The sequence below is a fragment of the Streptomyces malaysiensis subsp. samsunensis genome, from assembly GCF_024519315.1.
Taxonomy (GTDB): Bacteria; Actinomycetota; Actinomycetes; order Streptomycetales; family Streptomycetaceae; genus Streptomyces; species Streptomyces malaysiensis.
In genome coordinates this window covers 21,282-35,712 of record NZ_JANIIC010000005.1, presented here as the reverse complement: position 1 = coordinate 35,712, position 14,431 = coordinate 21,282, and the positions used below count along the sequence as shown (strand labels likewise).

The 14,431-nt window shown below is 70.1% G+C and carries 11 protein-coding genes; 4 read left to right on the top strand and 7 right to left on the bottom strand.

Features of this window, described 5'->3' with window-relative positions:
- Positions 1-38: 38 nt before the first annotated feature.
- Together NQU54_RS05950 and NQU54_RS05945 are read right to left on the bottom strand one after the other, a co-directional pair.
- The gene (locus NQU54_RS05950) at positions 39-716 is read right to left on the bottom strand and encodes a uracil-DNA glycosylase (RefSeq protein WP_069862070.1); all 678 of its coding nucleotides are present in this window, start codon (positions 714-716) and stop codon (positions 39-41) included.
- Positions 717-770: 54 nt separating this feature from the next.
- Positions 771-1,859 (bottom strand): WD40/YVTN/BNR-like repeat-containing protein, encoded by a 1,089-nt coding sequence (locus NQU54_RS05945; protein WP_257630115.1) that lies wholly within the window; start codon positions 1,857-1,859, stop codon positions 771-773.
- 314 nt (positions 1,860-2,173) lie between these two features.
- Between NQU54_RS05945 and NQU54_RS05940 the strand changes: the two genes are divergently transcribed.
- The gene (locus tag NQU54_RS05940) at positions 2,174-3,253 is read left to right on the top strand and encodes an NADH:flavin oxidoreductase/NADH oxidase (RefSeq protein ID WP_257630114.1); all 1,080 of its coding nucleotides are present in this window, start codon (positions 2,174-2,176) and stop codon (positions 3,251-3,253) included.
- A 92-nt stretch (positions 3,254-3,345) separates the two neighbouring features.
- Positions 3,346-3,729, top strand: coding sequence for an ArsR/SmtB family transcription factor (locus NQU54_RS05935; protein WP_257630113.1), 384 nt, complete (start codon positions 3,346-3,348; stop codon positions 3,727-3,729).
- On the opposite strand, the gene NQU54_RS05930 is transcribed toward NQU54_RS05935, so the two are convergent.
- The 3 genes from NQU54_RS05930 to NQU54_RS05920 form a co-directional block, all read right to left on the bottom strand.
- On the bottom strand, positions 3,643-5,031 hold the full coding sequence (locus NQU54_RS05930; RefSeq protein WP_257630112.1) for a nucleobase:cation symporter-2 family protein: 1,389 nt from the start codon (positions 5,029-5,031) through the stop codon (positions 3,643-3,645). The genes NQU54_RS05935 and NQU54_RS05930 overlap by 87 nt on opposite strands.
- A gap of 202 nt (positions 5,032-5,233) precedes the next feature.
- On the bottom strand, positions 5,234-6,577 hold the full coding sequence (locus tag NQU54_RS05925) for an FAD-dependent oxidoreductase (RefSeq protein ID WP_257630111.1): 1,344 nt from the start codon (positions 6,575-6,577) through the stop codon (positions 5,234-5,236).
- Between the two features lie 255 nt (positions 6,578-6,832).
- The gene (locus NQU54_RS05920; protein ID WP_079256644.1) at positions 6,833-7,516 is read right to left on the bottom strand and encodes a DUF305 domain-containing protein; all 684 of its coding nucleotides are present in this window, start codon (positions 7,514-7,516) and stop codon (positions 6,833-6,835) included.
- 192 nt (positions 7,517-7,708) lie between these two features.
- On the opposite strand from NQU54_RS05920, the gene NQU54_RS05915 reads away from it, so the two are divergent.
- On the top strand, positions 7,709-9,190 hold the full coding sequence (locus NQU54_RS05915) for an LVIVD repeat-containing protein (RefSeq protein ID WP_257630110.1): 1,482 nt from the start codon (positions 7,709-7,711) through the stop codon (positions 9,188-9,190).
- A gap of 35 nt (positions 9,191-9,225) precedes the next feature.
- Here the strand turns inward: NQU54_RS05915 and NQU54_RS05910 are convergent, their stop codons facing one another.
- Together NQU54_RS05910 and NQU54_RS05905 are read right to left on the bottom strand one after the other, a co-directional pair.
- Positions 9,226-9,852, bottom strand: coding sequence for a TetR/AcrR family transcriptional regulator (locus NQU54_RS05910; RefSeq protein ID WP_069862081.1), 627 nt, complete (start codon positions 9,850-9,852; stop codon positions 9,226-9,228).
- 175 nt (positions 9,853-10,027) lie between these two features.
- Positions 10,028-10,741 carry an HAD family hydrolase gene (locus tag NQU54_RS05905; RefSeq protein ID WP_257630109.1) on the bottom strand — a complete coding sequence of 238 codons (714 nt, stop codon included), beginning with the start codon at positions 10,739-10,741 and terminating at the stop codon, positions 10,028-10,030.
- Between the two features lie 708 nt (positions 10,742-11,449).
- Here NQU54_RS05905 and NQU54_RS05900 point away from each other — a divergent pair.
- The gene (locus NQU54_RS05900; protein WP_306278411.1) at positions 11,450-14,395 is read left to right on the top strand and encodes a helix-turn-helix transcriptional regulator; all 2,946 of its coding nucleotides are present in this window, start codon (positions 11,450-11,452) and stop codon (positions 14,393-14,395) included.
- Positions 14,396-14,431: the final 36 nt, after the last annotated feature.

Sequence of the window (14,431 nt, the reverse complement as noted above, 5' to 3'; positions counted from 1 at the left end):
ACCTGCAGCCTACCCCTCGCCCACCTGGAACGATCGGGTCAGGGAAGGCGCCAGTCCACGGGTTGCGCTCCCTGCTGTACGAGCATGTCGTTGGCGCGGCTGAACGGACGGGAGCCGAAGAACCCGCGGTCCGCGGACATGGGGGAGGGATGCGCGGATTCGATGGCCGGGAGGCTGCCCAGCAGCGGCCGCACGTTACGGGCGTCGCGGCCCCACAGGATGGCCACCAGCGGGCGGGCGCGCTCGGCCAGCGCCCGGATGGCCTGCTCGGTGACCTCCTCCCAGCCCTTGCCGCGGTGGGCGGCCGGGCGGCGCGGGGCCGTGGTGAGCGCCTTGTTGAGCAGCAGGACGCCCTGCCGGGTCCAGGGCGTCAGATCGCCGTTGGACGGGCGCGGCAGACCGAGGTCGGTGTGGAGCTCGCGGTAGATGTTCTCCAGGCTGCCGGGAAGCGGCCGGACCTCGGGCGCCACCGAGAAGCTGAGCCCCACCGCGTGTCCGGGCGTCGGATACGGGTCCTGACCCACGATCAGCACCTTCACCTCGTCGAAGGGCTGCTGGAAGGCGCGCAGCACATTCGGCCCGGCGGGCAGATAGGTGCGGCCTGCCGCGATCTCGGCCCGCAGGAAGTCACCCATCGCCGCGACGCGTTTCTCGACGGGCTCAAGTGCCTTGGCCCAGCCCGCTTCCACAATTTCATTCAAGGGTCGTGCTGCCACACCGCGTCACTCTAGTGGCTCAGCGCGTGGCCGCGTGCCGCTTCGCGATCACTCTCAGCCGATCACGGCGGCCCGGACACACAGCACATCCGGGAGATGACGGGCGATCTGCCGCCAGCTCTCGCCCTCGTCGGCGCTGGCGTACACCTCGCCGTTGCGATTGCCGAAGTAGACCCCGGCCGGATCGGCGTCATCGGTGCGCAGCGCGTCTCTCAGCACCACCCCGTAGTGGGGCTCGCCCGGCAGCCCGGCGCACCGCTCCTCCCAGGTGGCGCCCGCGTCCTCGGTGCGGAACACCCGGCAGCGGTACTCCGGGGGATAGCGGTCCGAACCGTCGCTGGCCGGGAAGACGTAGACGACACCGCCGCGGCGCGGATGGACGGTGACCGCGAAGCCGAAGTCCGCCGGGAGGTCCTTGCCGATCTCGGTCCAGTGCGTGCCGCCGTCGTCGCTGCGGTACACCCCGCCGTGGTTCTGGAGGTAGAGCCGGTCCGGGTCGACCGGATCCCGGGCGATCTTGTGGACGCACTGCCCGAACTCCGGGTACTGATCCGGCAGGAACTCCGCCTTGAGCCCGCTGTTGGACGGCTCCCAGCTCTCCCCGCCGTCCGCGGAGCGGTACACCCCGCCGGAGGACACGGCGACCATGAGCGCCCGCGGGTCCCTCGGATCGGTGACGACGGTGTGCACGGCCTGCCCGCCGAACCCCTCGCCCCACTCCGGCCGCTGGGGGTGGTCCCACAGGCTGCGGACGAAGGCGAAGGTCTCCCCGCCGTCCTCGGAGCGGAACAGCGCCCCGGGCTGGGTGCCCGCGTAGACCACCCCCGGCTCGTCGGGCCCGGCCGGCTGAAGCTGCCACACCCGCTCCAGCGAGGTGCCGGTGCCCTCCGGGAACTTCACCGCGGGCTCGGCGGGCTCGTGCCAGGCGGCCCCGAGGTCGTCGGAGCGGAAGACCGAGGGGCCCCAGTGCGAGCTGTCCGCACCGGCCAGCAGCCGGGGGCGGTCGCCCCGGGTGTCGATGCCGACGGAGTACACCGCCTGCATGGGGAAGTGGGGGCCGGTGAGGTCCCAGCCCCCGCGGCCGCCGGAGCGGCCGAGGAAGAGACCCTTGCGGGTGCCGATGGCGAGCAGGACATCGTTCATGACGGCTCACTCCTTGGAGCATGAGATGGGGAGCATGAGATGGGCGGCGGAACGAGAACGGCGAAAGGAGATCGGGGGGTGGCGGATCGGTGGGCGGATCGATGGAGGAGAAGGGGATGTGTCCGTCATCACAGAGTCTGCACCCCACCACTGACAACGGGCCGGAAGCCATCCGCGTCACCCGAGGTCACATGCGTCACAGCAGGTCACGGCCTCATACGAGGGATTTCGTAATTTGACGATCGTCGTACTACGGTAGTTGCCGTACAAGGCGGCGGTCCGGCCGGGCCGCGCGAGGAGAAACGGAGACGTTCATGAGTGCCCTCTTCGAGCCCTTCACCCTGCGGTCGCTGACCATCCCCAACCGCCTCTGGATGTCGCCCATGTGCCAGTACAGCGCGGACCCGGACGAGGGCGCCGGCGTTCCGCACGACTGGCACTTCGTCCACTACGGCGCCCGTGCCACCGGTGGCACGGGGCTGATCCTGGTCGAGGCGACGGCCGTGTCCCCCGAGGGCCGCATCAGCCCCGGAGACCTCGGCATCTGGAACGACACCCAGGTCGAGGCGTTCCGTAAGATCGTCGGCTTCCTCAAGGCGCAGGGCACCGTCCCCGGCATCCAGCTCGCCCATGCCGGCCGTAAGGCGTCCACCGACGCTCCCTGGAGGGGCGGCGAACCGCTCGCCGCCGACCAGCGGGGCTGGCAGCCGCTGGGGCCGAGCCCGGTCCCGTTCGACGAGGGTCACCCGGTGCCGGACGAGCTGTCCGAGGAGGGCATCGGCGAGATCACCCGCCAGTTCGCGGCCGCCGCGCGGCGCGCGCTCGCGGCCGGTTTCGAGGTGGCCGAGATCCACGGCGCCCATGGCTATCTCATCGGCGAGTTCCTCTCCCCGCACAGCAACCACCGCACCGACGGCTACGGCGGCTCCTTCGAGAACCGCGCCCGCTTCGCCCTGGAGGTCGTCGACGCGGTCCGCGCGGTCTGGCCGGAGGAACTGCCGCTGTTCTTCCGTATCTCGGCCACCGACTGGCTGGAGGAGAACGGCTGGACCGCGGATGACACCGTCCGGCTCGCCGCCCTGCTGAAGGACCACGGAGTGGACCTCCTCGACGTCTCCAGCGGTGGCAACGCCGCCGGTGTGCGCATTCCGGTGGAGCCGGGCTACCAGGTGCCGTTCGCCGCGCGGGTGCGCCGGGAGACCGGGCTGCCGGTGGCCGCGGTCGGGCTGATCACCGAGGCGGAGCAGGCCGAGAAGATCGTCACCAATGGTGAGGCGGACGCCGTCCTGCTGGGCCGCGAACTGCTCCGGGACCCCTACTTCGCCCGCCACGCGGCGGCCGAACTGGGCGGCCGGGTGCACAGCCCGGACCAGTACCACCGAGCGGTCCGGTAGCCGGGACCGCCGCCATCCCGTTCGGGCTCGGAGTAGTACGGCGATCGTCAAACTACACTGGAGGTCCCGGAACGAGGCGATGAGGAGCAGCCGTGCAGACGCAGACCACGCCGACCGCGCCCCAGCCCCAGACGACCGGGCGCTCGCTGGAGCATCCGCGGCGCGAGGAGATCCGCCTCGAGGATGTGCTGCACGCGCTCTCCGAACCCATGCGGATGCGGGTGGTGCGGACGCTCGCCGAGGAGCCGGGCGAGCTGTCCTGCTCGGTCTTCGACCTGCCGGTCAGCAAGTCCACCACCACCCACCACTTCCGGGTGCTGCGCGAATGCGGTGTGATCAACCAGATCTACCGGGGCACCGCCAAGATGAACGCCCTGCGCCGCGATGACCTAGACGCGCTGTTCCCCGGTCTGCTCGACAGCGTCCTCGCCGCCGCGGCCCTCCAGGAGGGGCGCGGCGGCGGCGATCGGGGCTGAAGTCCGCCCGGCCGGCAGGTGGTTGAAGAGCAGGTTGAGCGCGATCGCGGTGACACACCCGGCGCTGATCCCGCTGTCCATCACCGTCTGGAACCAGTCCGGGAACTCCTTGTAGATCCCCGGCACGCCGACCGGCAGCAGCCCCACGGCGGCCGACACCGCGACCACGGTGAGGTTGTGGTTGTCCCGGAAGTCCACCCCGGCCAGCGTGCGCAGCCCGCTCGCCGCGACCGTACCGAACATCACCAGGCCCGCCCCGCCCAGCACCGGGGCCGGGATCGCCGCCACCACCGCGCCCAGCTTCGGGGCCAGACCGAGCAGCACCAGCATGCCGCCCGCGGCCGCCACCACCCAGCGGCTGCGCACCCGGGTCATTCCCACCAGGCCGACGTTCTGCGCGAAGGCGGTGTACGGGAAGGTGTTGAAGACCCCGCCGAGCACGGTCGCGGCGCCGTCCGCGCGCAGTCCGTTCGCCAGCCGCCGCGCGTCGACCGGGCGCTCGGTCAGCTCGCCCACCGCGATGAAGTCGCCGGTGGTCTCGGTCATCGTCACCAGCGCGACGACCAGCATCGACACCACGGCCGGAGTCTCGAACACGGGGGTGCCGAAGTGGAACGGGGTGGACACGCCGACCCAGTCGGCGCCGCCCACCCCGGAGAAGTCGGTGAAGCCCAGCGGTATCGCTGCCGCCGTCCCGGCCACGATCCCCACCAGCACCGCCACCCGGCTCAGGAACCCGGGCGCGAAGCGCTGCACGGCCAGGACGAGGACCAGCACCCCGGCGGCCAGGCCCAGGTTCTTCGGCGCGCCGAAGTCCGCCGCGCCCTGGCCGCCGGCCGCCCAGTTGCCCGCGACCGGCAGCAGCGAGAGACCGATGACCAGTATCACCGTGCCGGTCACCAGCGGCGGGAAGAACCGCAGCAGCCGCCCGAAGACCGGCGCCAGCAGGATCATCGCCACCCCGGCCACGATCACCGAACCGTAGATCGCGCGCAGCCCGCCGCCCTCGGTGCCGATCAGCACCATCGGGGTGACCGCCGCGAAGGTGCAGCCCTGCATGATCGGCAGCCGGACGCCGAACCGCCACAGCCCCACGCACTGGAGGATCGTGGCGATACCGCACAGCAGCAGATCGGCGTTGATGAGATACGCCAGATCGGCGGGGGACAGCTTCATCGCCCCGCCGACGATCAGCGGCACGGCCACCGCGCCCGCGTACATGGCCAGCACATGCTGAAGCCCGAAGGCGGTGAGCCGGCCGGGCGGCGGCACCTCTTCCACGGGATGGCGTACGGACGTCATGGCGGCTCCTCGCGCGGCGCAGGGATGGGCGACGGATCAGGGTGACGCGACCGTAGAAGGCTTAAACAATCTGTTGATTTCAGGGGTGTTGCCGCCGTGTGTCAACCCCCTTGGACCGCGCGGAGACCCGCGAACCACCGGTCCGACCGCAGGGAGCCGGGGGCCGCCGCCGGGCGCCCGGCGGCGGTTCACCCGGCCCGGTTCACTCCTGTCCGCGCGCCGCGCCCAGCAGCCCCGTCCAGTCCGGGATCTTCACCTTCGTACGCCCCAGCGCCTCCCCGAGCGCCTCCTCGGCCGCCTCGATCCGCAGCCAGCCGGTCCACTCCACCGGCTCCAGTCCCGCCTCGCGCAGCGCCCGCAGCGGATCCGCCGCCACCGGGCGGGCGGTGAGCGCGTCCGCGTCGGCCAGCAGCGAGGCCACGGTCTCCTTCGCGCACGGCCGGTTGGTGCCGATCACCCCGGTCGGCCCGCGCTTGATCCACCCCGCCACGTACTCCCCGGGCGAGGGCTCGCCGCCGCGCAGCACCCGCCCCGCCGCGTTGGGGACCGTGCCGCGCTCCTCGTCGAACGGCAGCCCCGGCAGCGGCACACCCCGGTAGCCCACCGACCGCAGCACCAGCGGCGCCTCGATGTCCTCGAAGACCCCGGTGCCCGCGACCCCGCCGCGCCCGTCCGGCGCGGTCCGCTCGAACCGCACCGCGCGCACCGCGCCCTCGCCGAGCAGCGCCACCGGCCGCAGGAAGAACCGCAGATGGATCCGGCGCGCCCGGCCCGAGGGCTCGCGCCGCGCCCAGTCGCGCAGCACCTCCACATTGCGCCGGTTGAGCCGGGGCAGCCCCGACGGGTCCCCGTACGCCGGGTCCAGCGCCAGCTCCTCGGGGCGCACCAGCACATCGGCGCCGGTCAGCGAGCCCAGCTCACGCAGCTCCTTGGTGGTGAACTTCGCCTGCGACGGCCCGCGCCTGCCCACCATATGGATGTCCGAGACCCGGCTCTCGGACAGCGCCCCGAGGGCCGCGTGCGGCACATCGGTGGGCCTCAGCTCCTCCGCCCCGCGGGCCAGGATGCGCGCCACGTCCACCGCCACATTGCCCACCCCGATGACGACGGCGGAGCCCGCCCCGAGCGCGAAGGCGTCGCCGGTCGCGTCGGGATGGGCGCTGTACCAGGAGACGAAGTCGGTCGCGGAGAAGCTGCCCGGCAGCTCCTCGCCCGGAACGCCGAGCCGCCGGTCGGTCGCCGCGCCCACGCAGTAGACCACCGCGTGGTAGAGCCCCAGCAGCCGCTCGGGCACCAGCGGGGGCGGGCCCACATGCACATTGCCGAGAAAGCTGACCCGGGGGTGCTCCAGGACCGCGCGCAGCGTGTTCTGGAGCGACTTGATCTTCTCGTGGTCGGGCGCCACCCCGTAGCGCACCAGTCCGTACGGACAGGGCAGCCGGTCCAGCACATGCACCGACACCTCGGGGACAGCCTGCTGCTGGACGAGCGCTTGGGCCGCGTACACCCCGCTCGGCCCGGATCCGACGACCGCGACGCGAAGCACGAAGGAGCTCCTTCCGCAGGATGTCTCCAGCATCCCACCCTGCGGGGCGCCCTGTCCGGCACTACGCGCCGGGGACCGGTCCGGGTGACGCCTCCGGCCGTGATCCCCGTGCGGCCTGGTCCGGCCCTGACGCGGCCCCCTACGGCCGCGGACGCCCGAGAGGTCAAGCTCCGCACCCCGGCGCCGCGAGGCACCCCCGGCGCCGCGAGGCACCCCCGGCACCGCGACGCGACCCCTACGGCCGCGGGCACCCCGCTACGTCATCTGGCGCATCCGCCGGATCTCGCTGCTCTGCTGCGCGATCACATCGTTCGCCATCTCCTCCACCCGGATGTTGTTCCCCTGGGCCAGCAGATCCGTGGCCATGGAGACCGCGCCCCGGTGATGGGTGATCATCAGCTTGAGGAAGAGCGCGTCGAAGTCGGCGCCCTTGGCGGCGCGCAGCCGCTCGAGCTGGGCCGCGGTGGCCATCCCCGGCATCTTCGCGTCATGGCCCTCGTGGCCGCCCCCGTCGCCGCCCTTCGGCTCGCCGCCGTCCGTCTTCTGCCAGGCGCGCATCGCCTCGATCTCCGGCTTCTGCCCGGACGCGATGCGCTCCGCGAGCCGCTCGACCTTCGCCGACCCGGCCCGGTCGGGGGCGAGGTCGGTCATCACCAGGGCCTGCCGATGGTGCTCGATCATCATGCGGACGTAGGAGCGGTCGGCCGCGTTGGGGGAGTCGTCGTCCCCCGCCTTCGCCGCCTCCTCGGCCGACAGCTTCTTCGCCGCCTCGCCGGGCTTGCCCGGCGCGATCACCGCGGGCTTTCCGTCCTTGCCCGTCGCGGAGTCGGCCCCGCCGCCGCTCTCCGCGTCACAGCCGGTCAGGACGAGTGCCAGAGCGGCCACCGCCGCGGCGGCCGCGAGGGATGCGGTGTGGAGCGTCGTACGGCGATTCAACACCGTGGCCTCCTGGGGCGCTTGGGATCCGCGGACCGTCTTAGCACGTCAGCGACGCCACCGGTCCGGGCGCGTTGGGAAAATCTCTTTACGAACATGTTGCTACCTGTTGTGGTGTACATGGATAGAGCGATACTTCCCCCGGTCCGTGAACCGTTCAACTCCGAACGGAGACGGCGACAAAGGGAGGACGCAGTGAAGCCGTGGGAAAGACCTCCGCAGCGGCGCAGATACCTCGGCGCGGCCGCGGCCGCCTTCGGTCTGGTGGCCACTTTGCTGGCCGCGGGCCCGGCGGCCGCGACGCCCGACCCCGGTGACGCTCCGCACAAGGAGCGGGTGACCAGCGGTCAGCAGGCGGAAGCCAAGGCCGCCATCGAGAACGGCGACATTCCCGGCGTGGACCAGATCGTCCACAGCGACAATGTCAGCCACCTCACCAACATCCCCAAGCAGGACCTCAAGGGCGTCAACTCCGACCTGGCCTTCCAGGGCAAGTACGCCTTCGCGGGCAACTACGACGGCTTCGTCATCTACGACATCAGCCGGCCGAAGAGCCCGAGGATCGTGAGCCAGGTGCTCTGCCCGGGGTCGCAGAACGATGTGTCGGTCTCAGGGGATCTGCTCTTCCTCTCCACCGACTCCTCGCGCAGCGACAACTCCTGCAACAGCACCACCCAGCCCGCGACCGAGAAGTCCTCCTGGGAGGGCATGAAGGTCTTCGACATCAGCGACAAGCGGAACCCGCGGTACGTCGCCGCCGTCGAGACCTCCTGCGGTTCGCACACCCACACCCTGGTGCCCGAGCGCAAGGACGTGTACATCTACGTCTCCTCGTACTCGCCCAGCGTCACCTTCCCGGACTGCCAGCCCCCGCACGACGGCATCTCCGTCATCAAGGTGCCCCGCAAGGCGCCCGAGAAGGCCGCCGTCATCGACTTCCCCGTCCTCTTCCCGGACGGCGGAAACCCCGGCCAGCCCACCAACCCCGGCGTCTCCCAGACCACCGGCTGCCATGACCTCACCACATTCCCCAAGCTGAAGCTGGCGGCGGGCGCGTGCATGGGCGACGGCATCCTGCTCGACATCGCCGACCCCGCGAAGCCGAGGGTCATCGACCGGGTCGAGGACAACGTCAACTTCGCCTTCTGGCACTCGGCCACCTTCAACGAGCGCGGCACCAAGGTCGTGTTCACCGATGAGCTGGGCGGCGGCGTCGCCGCGACCTGCAACGCCGAGGTGGGACAGAACCGCGGTGCCGACGGCATCTACGACATCGTCGGCAAGGGCGACAAGCGCAAGCTGGTCTTCCGCAGCTACTTCAAGATCCCGCGCCACCAGGCCGACACCGAGAACTGCGTCGCCCACAACGGCTCGCTGATCCCGGCCAAGGGCCGCGACATCATGGTCCAGGCGTGGTACCAGGGCGGCGTCTCCGTCTGGGACTTCACCAACTCCGACAAGCCCAAGGAGATCGGCTACTTCGAGCGCGGGCCGCTCTCCGGCGACACGCTCATCACCGGCGGCTCCTGGTCCGCGTACTACTACAACGGCTACATCTACTCCAACGACATCGACAAGGGCTTCGACGTCCTGAAGATCGACGACCGGCGCACCGACAGCGCCGCCTCGGTCCGGCTGGGCGAGCTCAACACGCAGACGCAGCCCGACTACCGCTGAGGTCCGTCCCTCCCCCATGAGTCACCTCTGAGTGCTCATCGACTCCCGTCGGGCGGTTCCTCGCCCGGCGGGAGTCCGAGCTCCCAGTCCAGTCCATAGCGGTGGAACAGCTCCGCCCGCAACCGCTCGGGCGGCATCGGCGCGCCCGGCAGCAGCACCGCGACCACCGCGCCCATCAGCAGGGCGCGCAGCAGCCGGTAGTCGGTCTCGGGGTCCTCCGAGCCGTACCGCGTGACGGTGTCCCGCAGCAGACCGGCCAGCCGCTGCTGCTCGGGGCACTGGATGAAGCCCTCGGCCGTGAGGATCCCGGCCATATGCGTCCGCATCAGCCGCGGCCGGTCCCGGGCCAGCCCGAGGATCGCGTCGATGGCCCGCGCCAGCAGCTCCCGCCCGGCGCCCTCGCCCTCCGGACGCGGCTCCCGCTCGAGCCCCCGGGCCAGCTCCATGTGCATCAGCCGGTGGACGGCCGTCTGGAGCAGCTGCCGCTTGCCCGGGAAGTAGTACGAGACCAGGCCGCGGGCCGCTCCGGCCCGGTCGGCGATATCGGCGAGGGTGGTCGCCTCATAGCCGTGCTCGCCGATCAGCTCGACCGTCGCGTCCAGCAGACGGACTTGGGATCGGCGGCGCAACTCCTCATTGACCGACGGGCTTCGGGGGACCATGCTGTAACTCCTGCGTTGGCTGGCTGTCAGCCAATATACTCAGGGGGCGTTGGGTTGTCCGCCGATCCTCTGGGGGGCGGCCGCATGTCTCCGCCGGTTCGGGCGACACGGGGGGATCGCCCGAACCGGTGGGTGCGGCTGCGGGGGCTCCTTCGGGGCCCCGTCCTCGGGGAGCTCAGGAGGTCGCGGCGGCGTCCGGCAGCAGGCCGAGAATCGCGCGCAGGGCGTCCGGGCGCCGGTCCACCGGGAGATGCTCCACCAGGTGGACCCGGCAGCCCAGGGCCGCCGCTCCCGCGTCCGCCCGTTGGTCGTCGCCCACCATCACGGCGTCGCCCGGGTCCACCTCCAGCGCGTCGCACGCGGCCTGGAACAGCCCCGGATCCGGCTTCTGGACGCCGTGCTCGTACGAGAGCGCATAGGTGTCCACCAGCCGGTCCAGACCGTGGGCGCGGAAGACCGGGCGCAGATCCCAGCCGATGTTGCTGACCACCGCGATCCGTACCCCGCGTCGGCGCAACTCGCCCAGCACCTCGGCGGCGTCGGGATAGGGCCGCCAGGCGGCGGGCTCCATATGGCGGTCATACAGGGCGTCGTAGAGCCCGGGGCGGGGCAGCGGCACCTCGCGGGCCAGACCGGTGTAGGCCGCCCGGTGCGACTCGGCACTGCGGTCCCGTACGCCCCACACCTCCTCCAGGGGCGGCGGCACCGCGAGTGGCGCCGCGCCGCCGGGAAGCGCACCGGCGTCCTCCAGGGCCCGTGCGTACCGTACGAACTCCTCCTCCGGGAGGACGGTCCGGCTCCGCTCCAGCACGGTGCGCAGCCAGGACTCGGTGGACTCGATTCGGAACAGCGTCCCGGAGAAGTCGAACAGCGCGCCCTTGACGGTCACGGTTTACACTCCCTCGTCTCTGATCTGGCCAGGAGCCAGAACTTCGGGCATCGTATGCCGAGGGCACGGCCCCGGATCGGTCCCCGGCGCATCCGTTTCGGCCGATTTGCAAGCAGATAAATCCCGGCCGAATCAAGGCGAAGGATTTAGGGGCATCATGAGGCGGCGGCCGTTTATGGTCGCGATGTCGTGGTGATCATATGGGGGACAATCCCCGCAACTCCGCGACCGAGTCGGGGCATGCGATATCTGCTGAGGGCGAGGCGGTTGCCGGCAATGACACATGACATGACTTTGGGGCAACCGGGGGATGACCGCGGGTTGGGCACTTGCCGATCCGGAGCCCGCCGTGGCGGGCTCGGAGCGGTGACCGGCCGGGGCGGCTGCTGGTAAGCCACCAGCTTCGCGAAGAGCGGGGAATGCCACCGGGTCCATAACCGGTTCACACTCTGAGGTGTGTATTCGCGTCGGCAGGCCGTGAACGCTTTTCTTCCGCGGGTCGGCGCAGGCGGTGTCCCACCCTTCTCCGGGTGCGGGCGGGCCGCCCGCTCGGTCAGGCGTGTTCACACGGGGGCAGGAAACCGTGGCTGAGGTCACAATCGGGTGAAGGTATCGCTCCGGTTGTGTCTCTGCTTATATGAACGTCAAGGACTCGGGCTCCACCGGAGGTGATCCACATCAGAAAATTCGCCGCCGTCGGCGCAGCGGATGTCTGTCTCGTCAGAGAAGTCTTCTTCCGCGGGGTGGGATGACCGCGGAGATCAACTCATCGCTCAGACGCAACCCCCACAGCGAGGACTGATGAGTATGGGACTGACAGATTATCAATCGAGGCTCCGCGACGTTCTCGGCACGGCAGCAGGGGGAAACGGTGGGCTGCTCCAGGTGGTCGGGGGACCCGGAGTCGGGAAGACCACCTTATTGAGCAGTCTGGAGGAGCAGGCGGCCGAATCGGACGTGGTCTGTCTTACGGCGTCCGGATTCGCGGAAGACACCGCCATCCCCTTCAATATCGTGGAACAGCTGATCCGATCCTCCGCGGCCATGGGGGAATTGGACGTCGTGGCGCGCTGGCGGACCGCGGGGGAGCGGTATTCGGAAGCCGAACACGGCATGCTGACCATGCTGGTCCGTGAAATATCGGATGTGCTGCACCGCATCGCGGGCGGCAAACAACTGGTCATCGCGGTCGATGACGCCGAGCATGTCGACTACCCCTCCCTCATGTGCCTTCTGCATATCGCCAGACATGCGTCCGGCACCCGTACGCTCGTCGCGATGACCAGTGGGCGGACACATCATCTGTGCGCCCGTGCGCAGGGATTCCACAACCTCTACAAGATGGAGATCGGCACACTTTCCGAGTCCGGGGTCGTGCGTCTGCTGGAGCGGCACGCCGACGCCGACCTGGCGGACCGGATCGGCGCCTCCTGTCACGCCATCAGCGGTGGCAATCCAAGGCTGGTGAAGGCGCTGCTGCACGACCATCTCATATCCGCTCCGGACGGATCGGAAAGAGAGGTCACGGTCGGAGCGGAGTTCCGGGATTCCTATCGCTGGAGCCTGTTATGCCATCCGTCGCTGCTCCAGATGGCACAGATCCTCGCCGTACTGGGCCCGTACGGCAGCCCGCGGCGGGTGGCCGGTCTGCTCGAATGCGGTGAGGAGCGCGCGGCCCGGGCCATCGATGTCCTCGACTCCGCCGGGCTCCTGGAGGACGGATGCTTCCGGCACCCCGCGGCCCGATCCGTCGCGCTGGAAACGCTGGCGGTGGAGGACCGGGCCCACCTCAGCGCGAAGGCGGCCGAACTTCTGTATGCCGACGGGGCCGACCCGATCGCGGTCGCGGAGCTCCTGGTCGCCGCCGGTAAGACGCCTGATCACAAGGGTGTGGCGGTGCTCTGGCACGCGGCCCGGAAGAATCTCGACGAGGGTCGTACGGAAGAAGCGGTCGCCGGTCTGCGGCTGGCCGCTCGCGCCGATCTCGGCCGGCGGGAGCGCTTGGACATTCGCATGGCGCTGGTCGGCGCGTTATGGGCCGGCAATCCGGCGGCCGCCGAACCCGAGCTCGACCGGCTGATGGCCGCGATACGGGCGGAATCCCCCGAGGACATTCCCGAGCAGTATCTGTGCTTCCTGCTCTTCATGGTGCTGTGGTTCGGCCGGTTCAGCGATGTCGAAGAAGCCTTCACATGGCTGTCGGGCAGTGGTGACTCCGGTAATTCGTCCAGTATGGCGGCGCTGCGGGTGACCCGGCAGTGGGTCACCTTCCTCAAACCGACGCTGATCCACCACTTCCCCGACCAGGATCCCTCGGACAGGGAAGTCGACGGGCTGTGGGCGGCCAATCTGGAGCACGGACTCCAGCTCTCCGTGGACGAACTCGGCATGGAGATCGGGCATCTCAAGGATCTCCGGCAGATGGCGGACTTCTCCCCCGACACCATGCACCTGTTGTCGCCCTCCAACCAATTCTGGTTCGCCTACGCGTACGCCTGCCGGATCGTCTGGGCACTGGCCGCGAGGGGAGAGACGGAAGCGGCGGACCGGCTGTGCGGGGCGCTGTTCACCGCGGCGGACAAGCTCAATATGAAGACGCCGTGTGCCGTCGCCCTGTCCATGCGTGCCTATATCCAGTGCCGCGATGGGGACTTCACCTCGGCCATCGATCTCGCCGGCACCGCGCTGAGGTCCATCCCGCCACGCGGCTGGGGCGTCGCCATCGGGTTACCGCTGTCCGTGCTGGTGGCGGCCCACACCGCCATCGGCAGGCTGGACGAGGCCCAGCGGTATCTGCGCTACTGGGTGCCGAAGGAGATGTTCGACAGCGTTGTCGGATTGGAGTACCTCCGGGCCCGGGGGCAATACTGCCTGGCCACCAACCGCCCCTATGCCGCGCTGAACGATTTCATGGTGAGCGGGATGCTGATAGACCAGTGGCCCGTGGACTTCGGTGATCTGGCACCCTGGCGCATCGACGCCGCCGAGGCCTATCTGCACGTACATGAACCCGCGGAGGCCAAAAGGCTCGCCCTGGAAGAACTCAAGCTGTCGCCCGACCGCCCCATGAGCACCCGCGGCAGAGCGCTGCGCGTACTGGCCATGGCCGAAGACCCGGACAAACGCAGGCTGCTGCTCTACCAATCCGTCAAGTGCCTGCGCGAGCACGGCGACCGTTATGGACTCGCCCGCACGCTCGTCGAGCTCAGCCGGGACTTCCTCAGCACCGGGGAAACCCAGCAGGCGCGCGCCACCTGGCATGAGGCGCAGAAGCTGATGGACGAGTGCGGAATGAGCGCCCAGCACGAGAGCCGACGGGACCCCGTCATGGGCGGCGCCGAGAGCCCGGCGGACCCTCAACCGCCGGGAAATTCCGAGGACTCCGGGGAGCCCGGGGTACCCGAGGAAACGGCCCCCGGCACATCGGCCGAAGATGCCGAGCCACCCGTACTTTCGGAGGCCGAGTGGCGAGTGGCCACCCTCGCGGCGTCGAGAATGACCAACCGGCAGATCGCCAAGAGCCTCTACATCACCGTCAGCACCGTGGAGCAGCATCTGACCCGCGTCTACCGCAAGCTCTCCGTGGGAAATCGACAGGATCTGTCGCGTCGCCTGTGGCCGCTCATAGGAGCCACCGGATCGTCCTCCTGCTGAGCGTCCCGCCCCGCCCCGGGGCAAGGGGGGATAGGG

Bases quoted from the DNA above. Each gene is read 5' to 3' on its own strand.
- NQU54_RS05945 (WP_257630115.1), bottom strand. From the start codon at position 1,859: ATGAACGATGTCCTGCTCGCCATCGGCACCCGCAAGGGTCTCTTCCTC.
- NQU54_RS05940 (WP_257630114.1), top strand. From the start codon at position 2,174: ATGAGTGCCCTCTTCGAGCCCTTCACCCTGCGGTCGCTGACCATCCCC.
- NQU54_RS05930 (WP_257630112.1), bottom strand. From the start codon at position 5,031: ATGACGTCCGTACGCCATCCCGTGGAAGAGGTGCCGCCGCCCGGCCGG.
- NQU54_RS05910 (WP_069862081.1), bottom strand. From the start codon at position 9,852: ATGGTCCCCCGAAGCCCGTCGGTCAATGAGGAGTTGCGCCGCCGATCC.
- NQU54_RS05900 (WP_306278411.1), top strand. From the start codon at position 11,450: ATGTCTGTCTCGTCAGAGAAGTCTTCTTCCGCGGGGTGGGATGACCGC.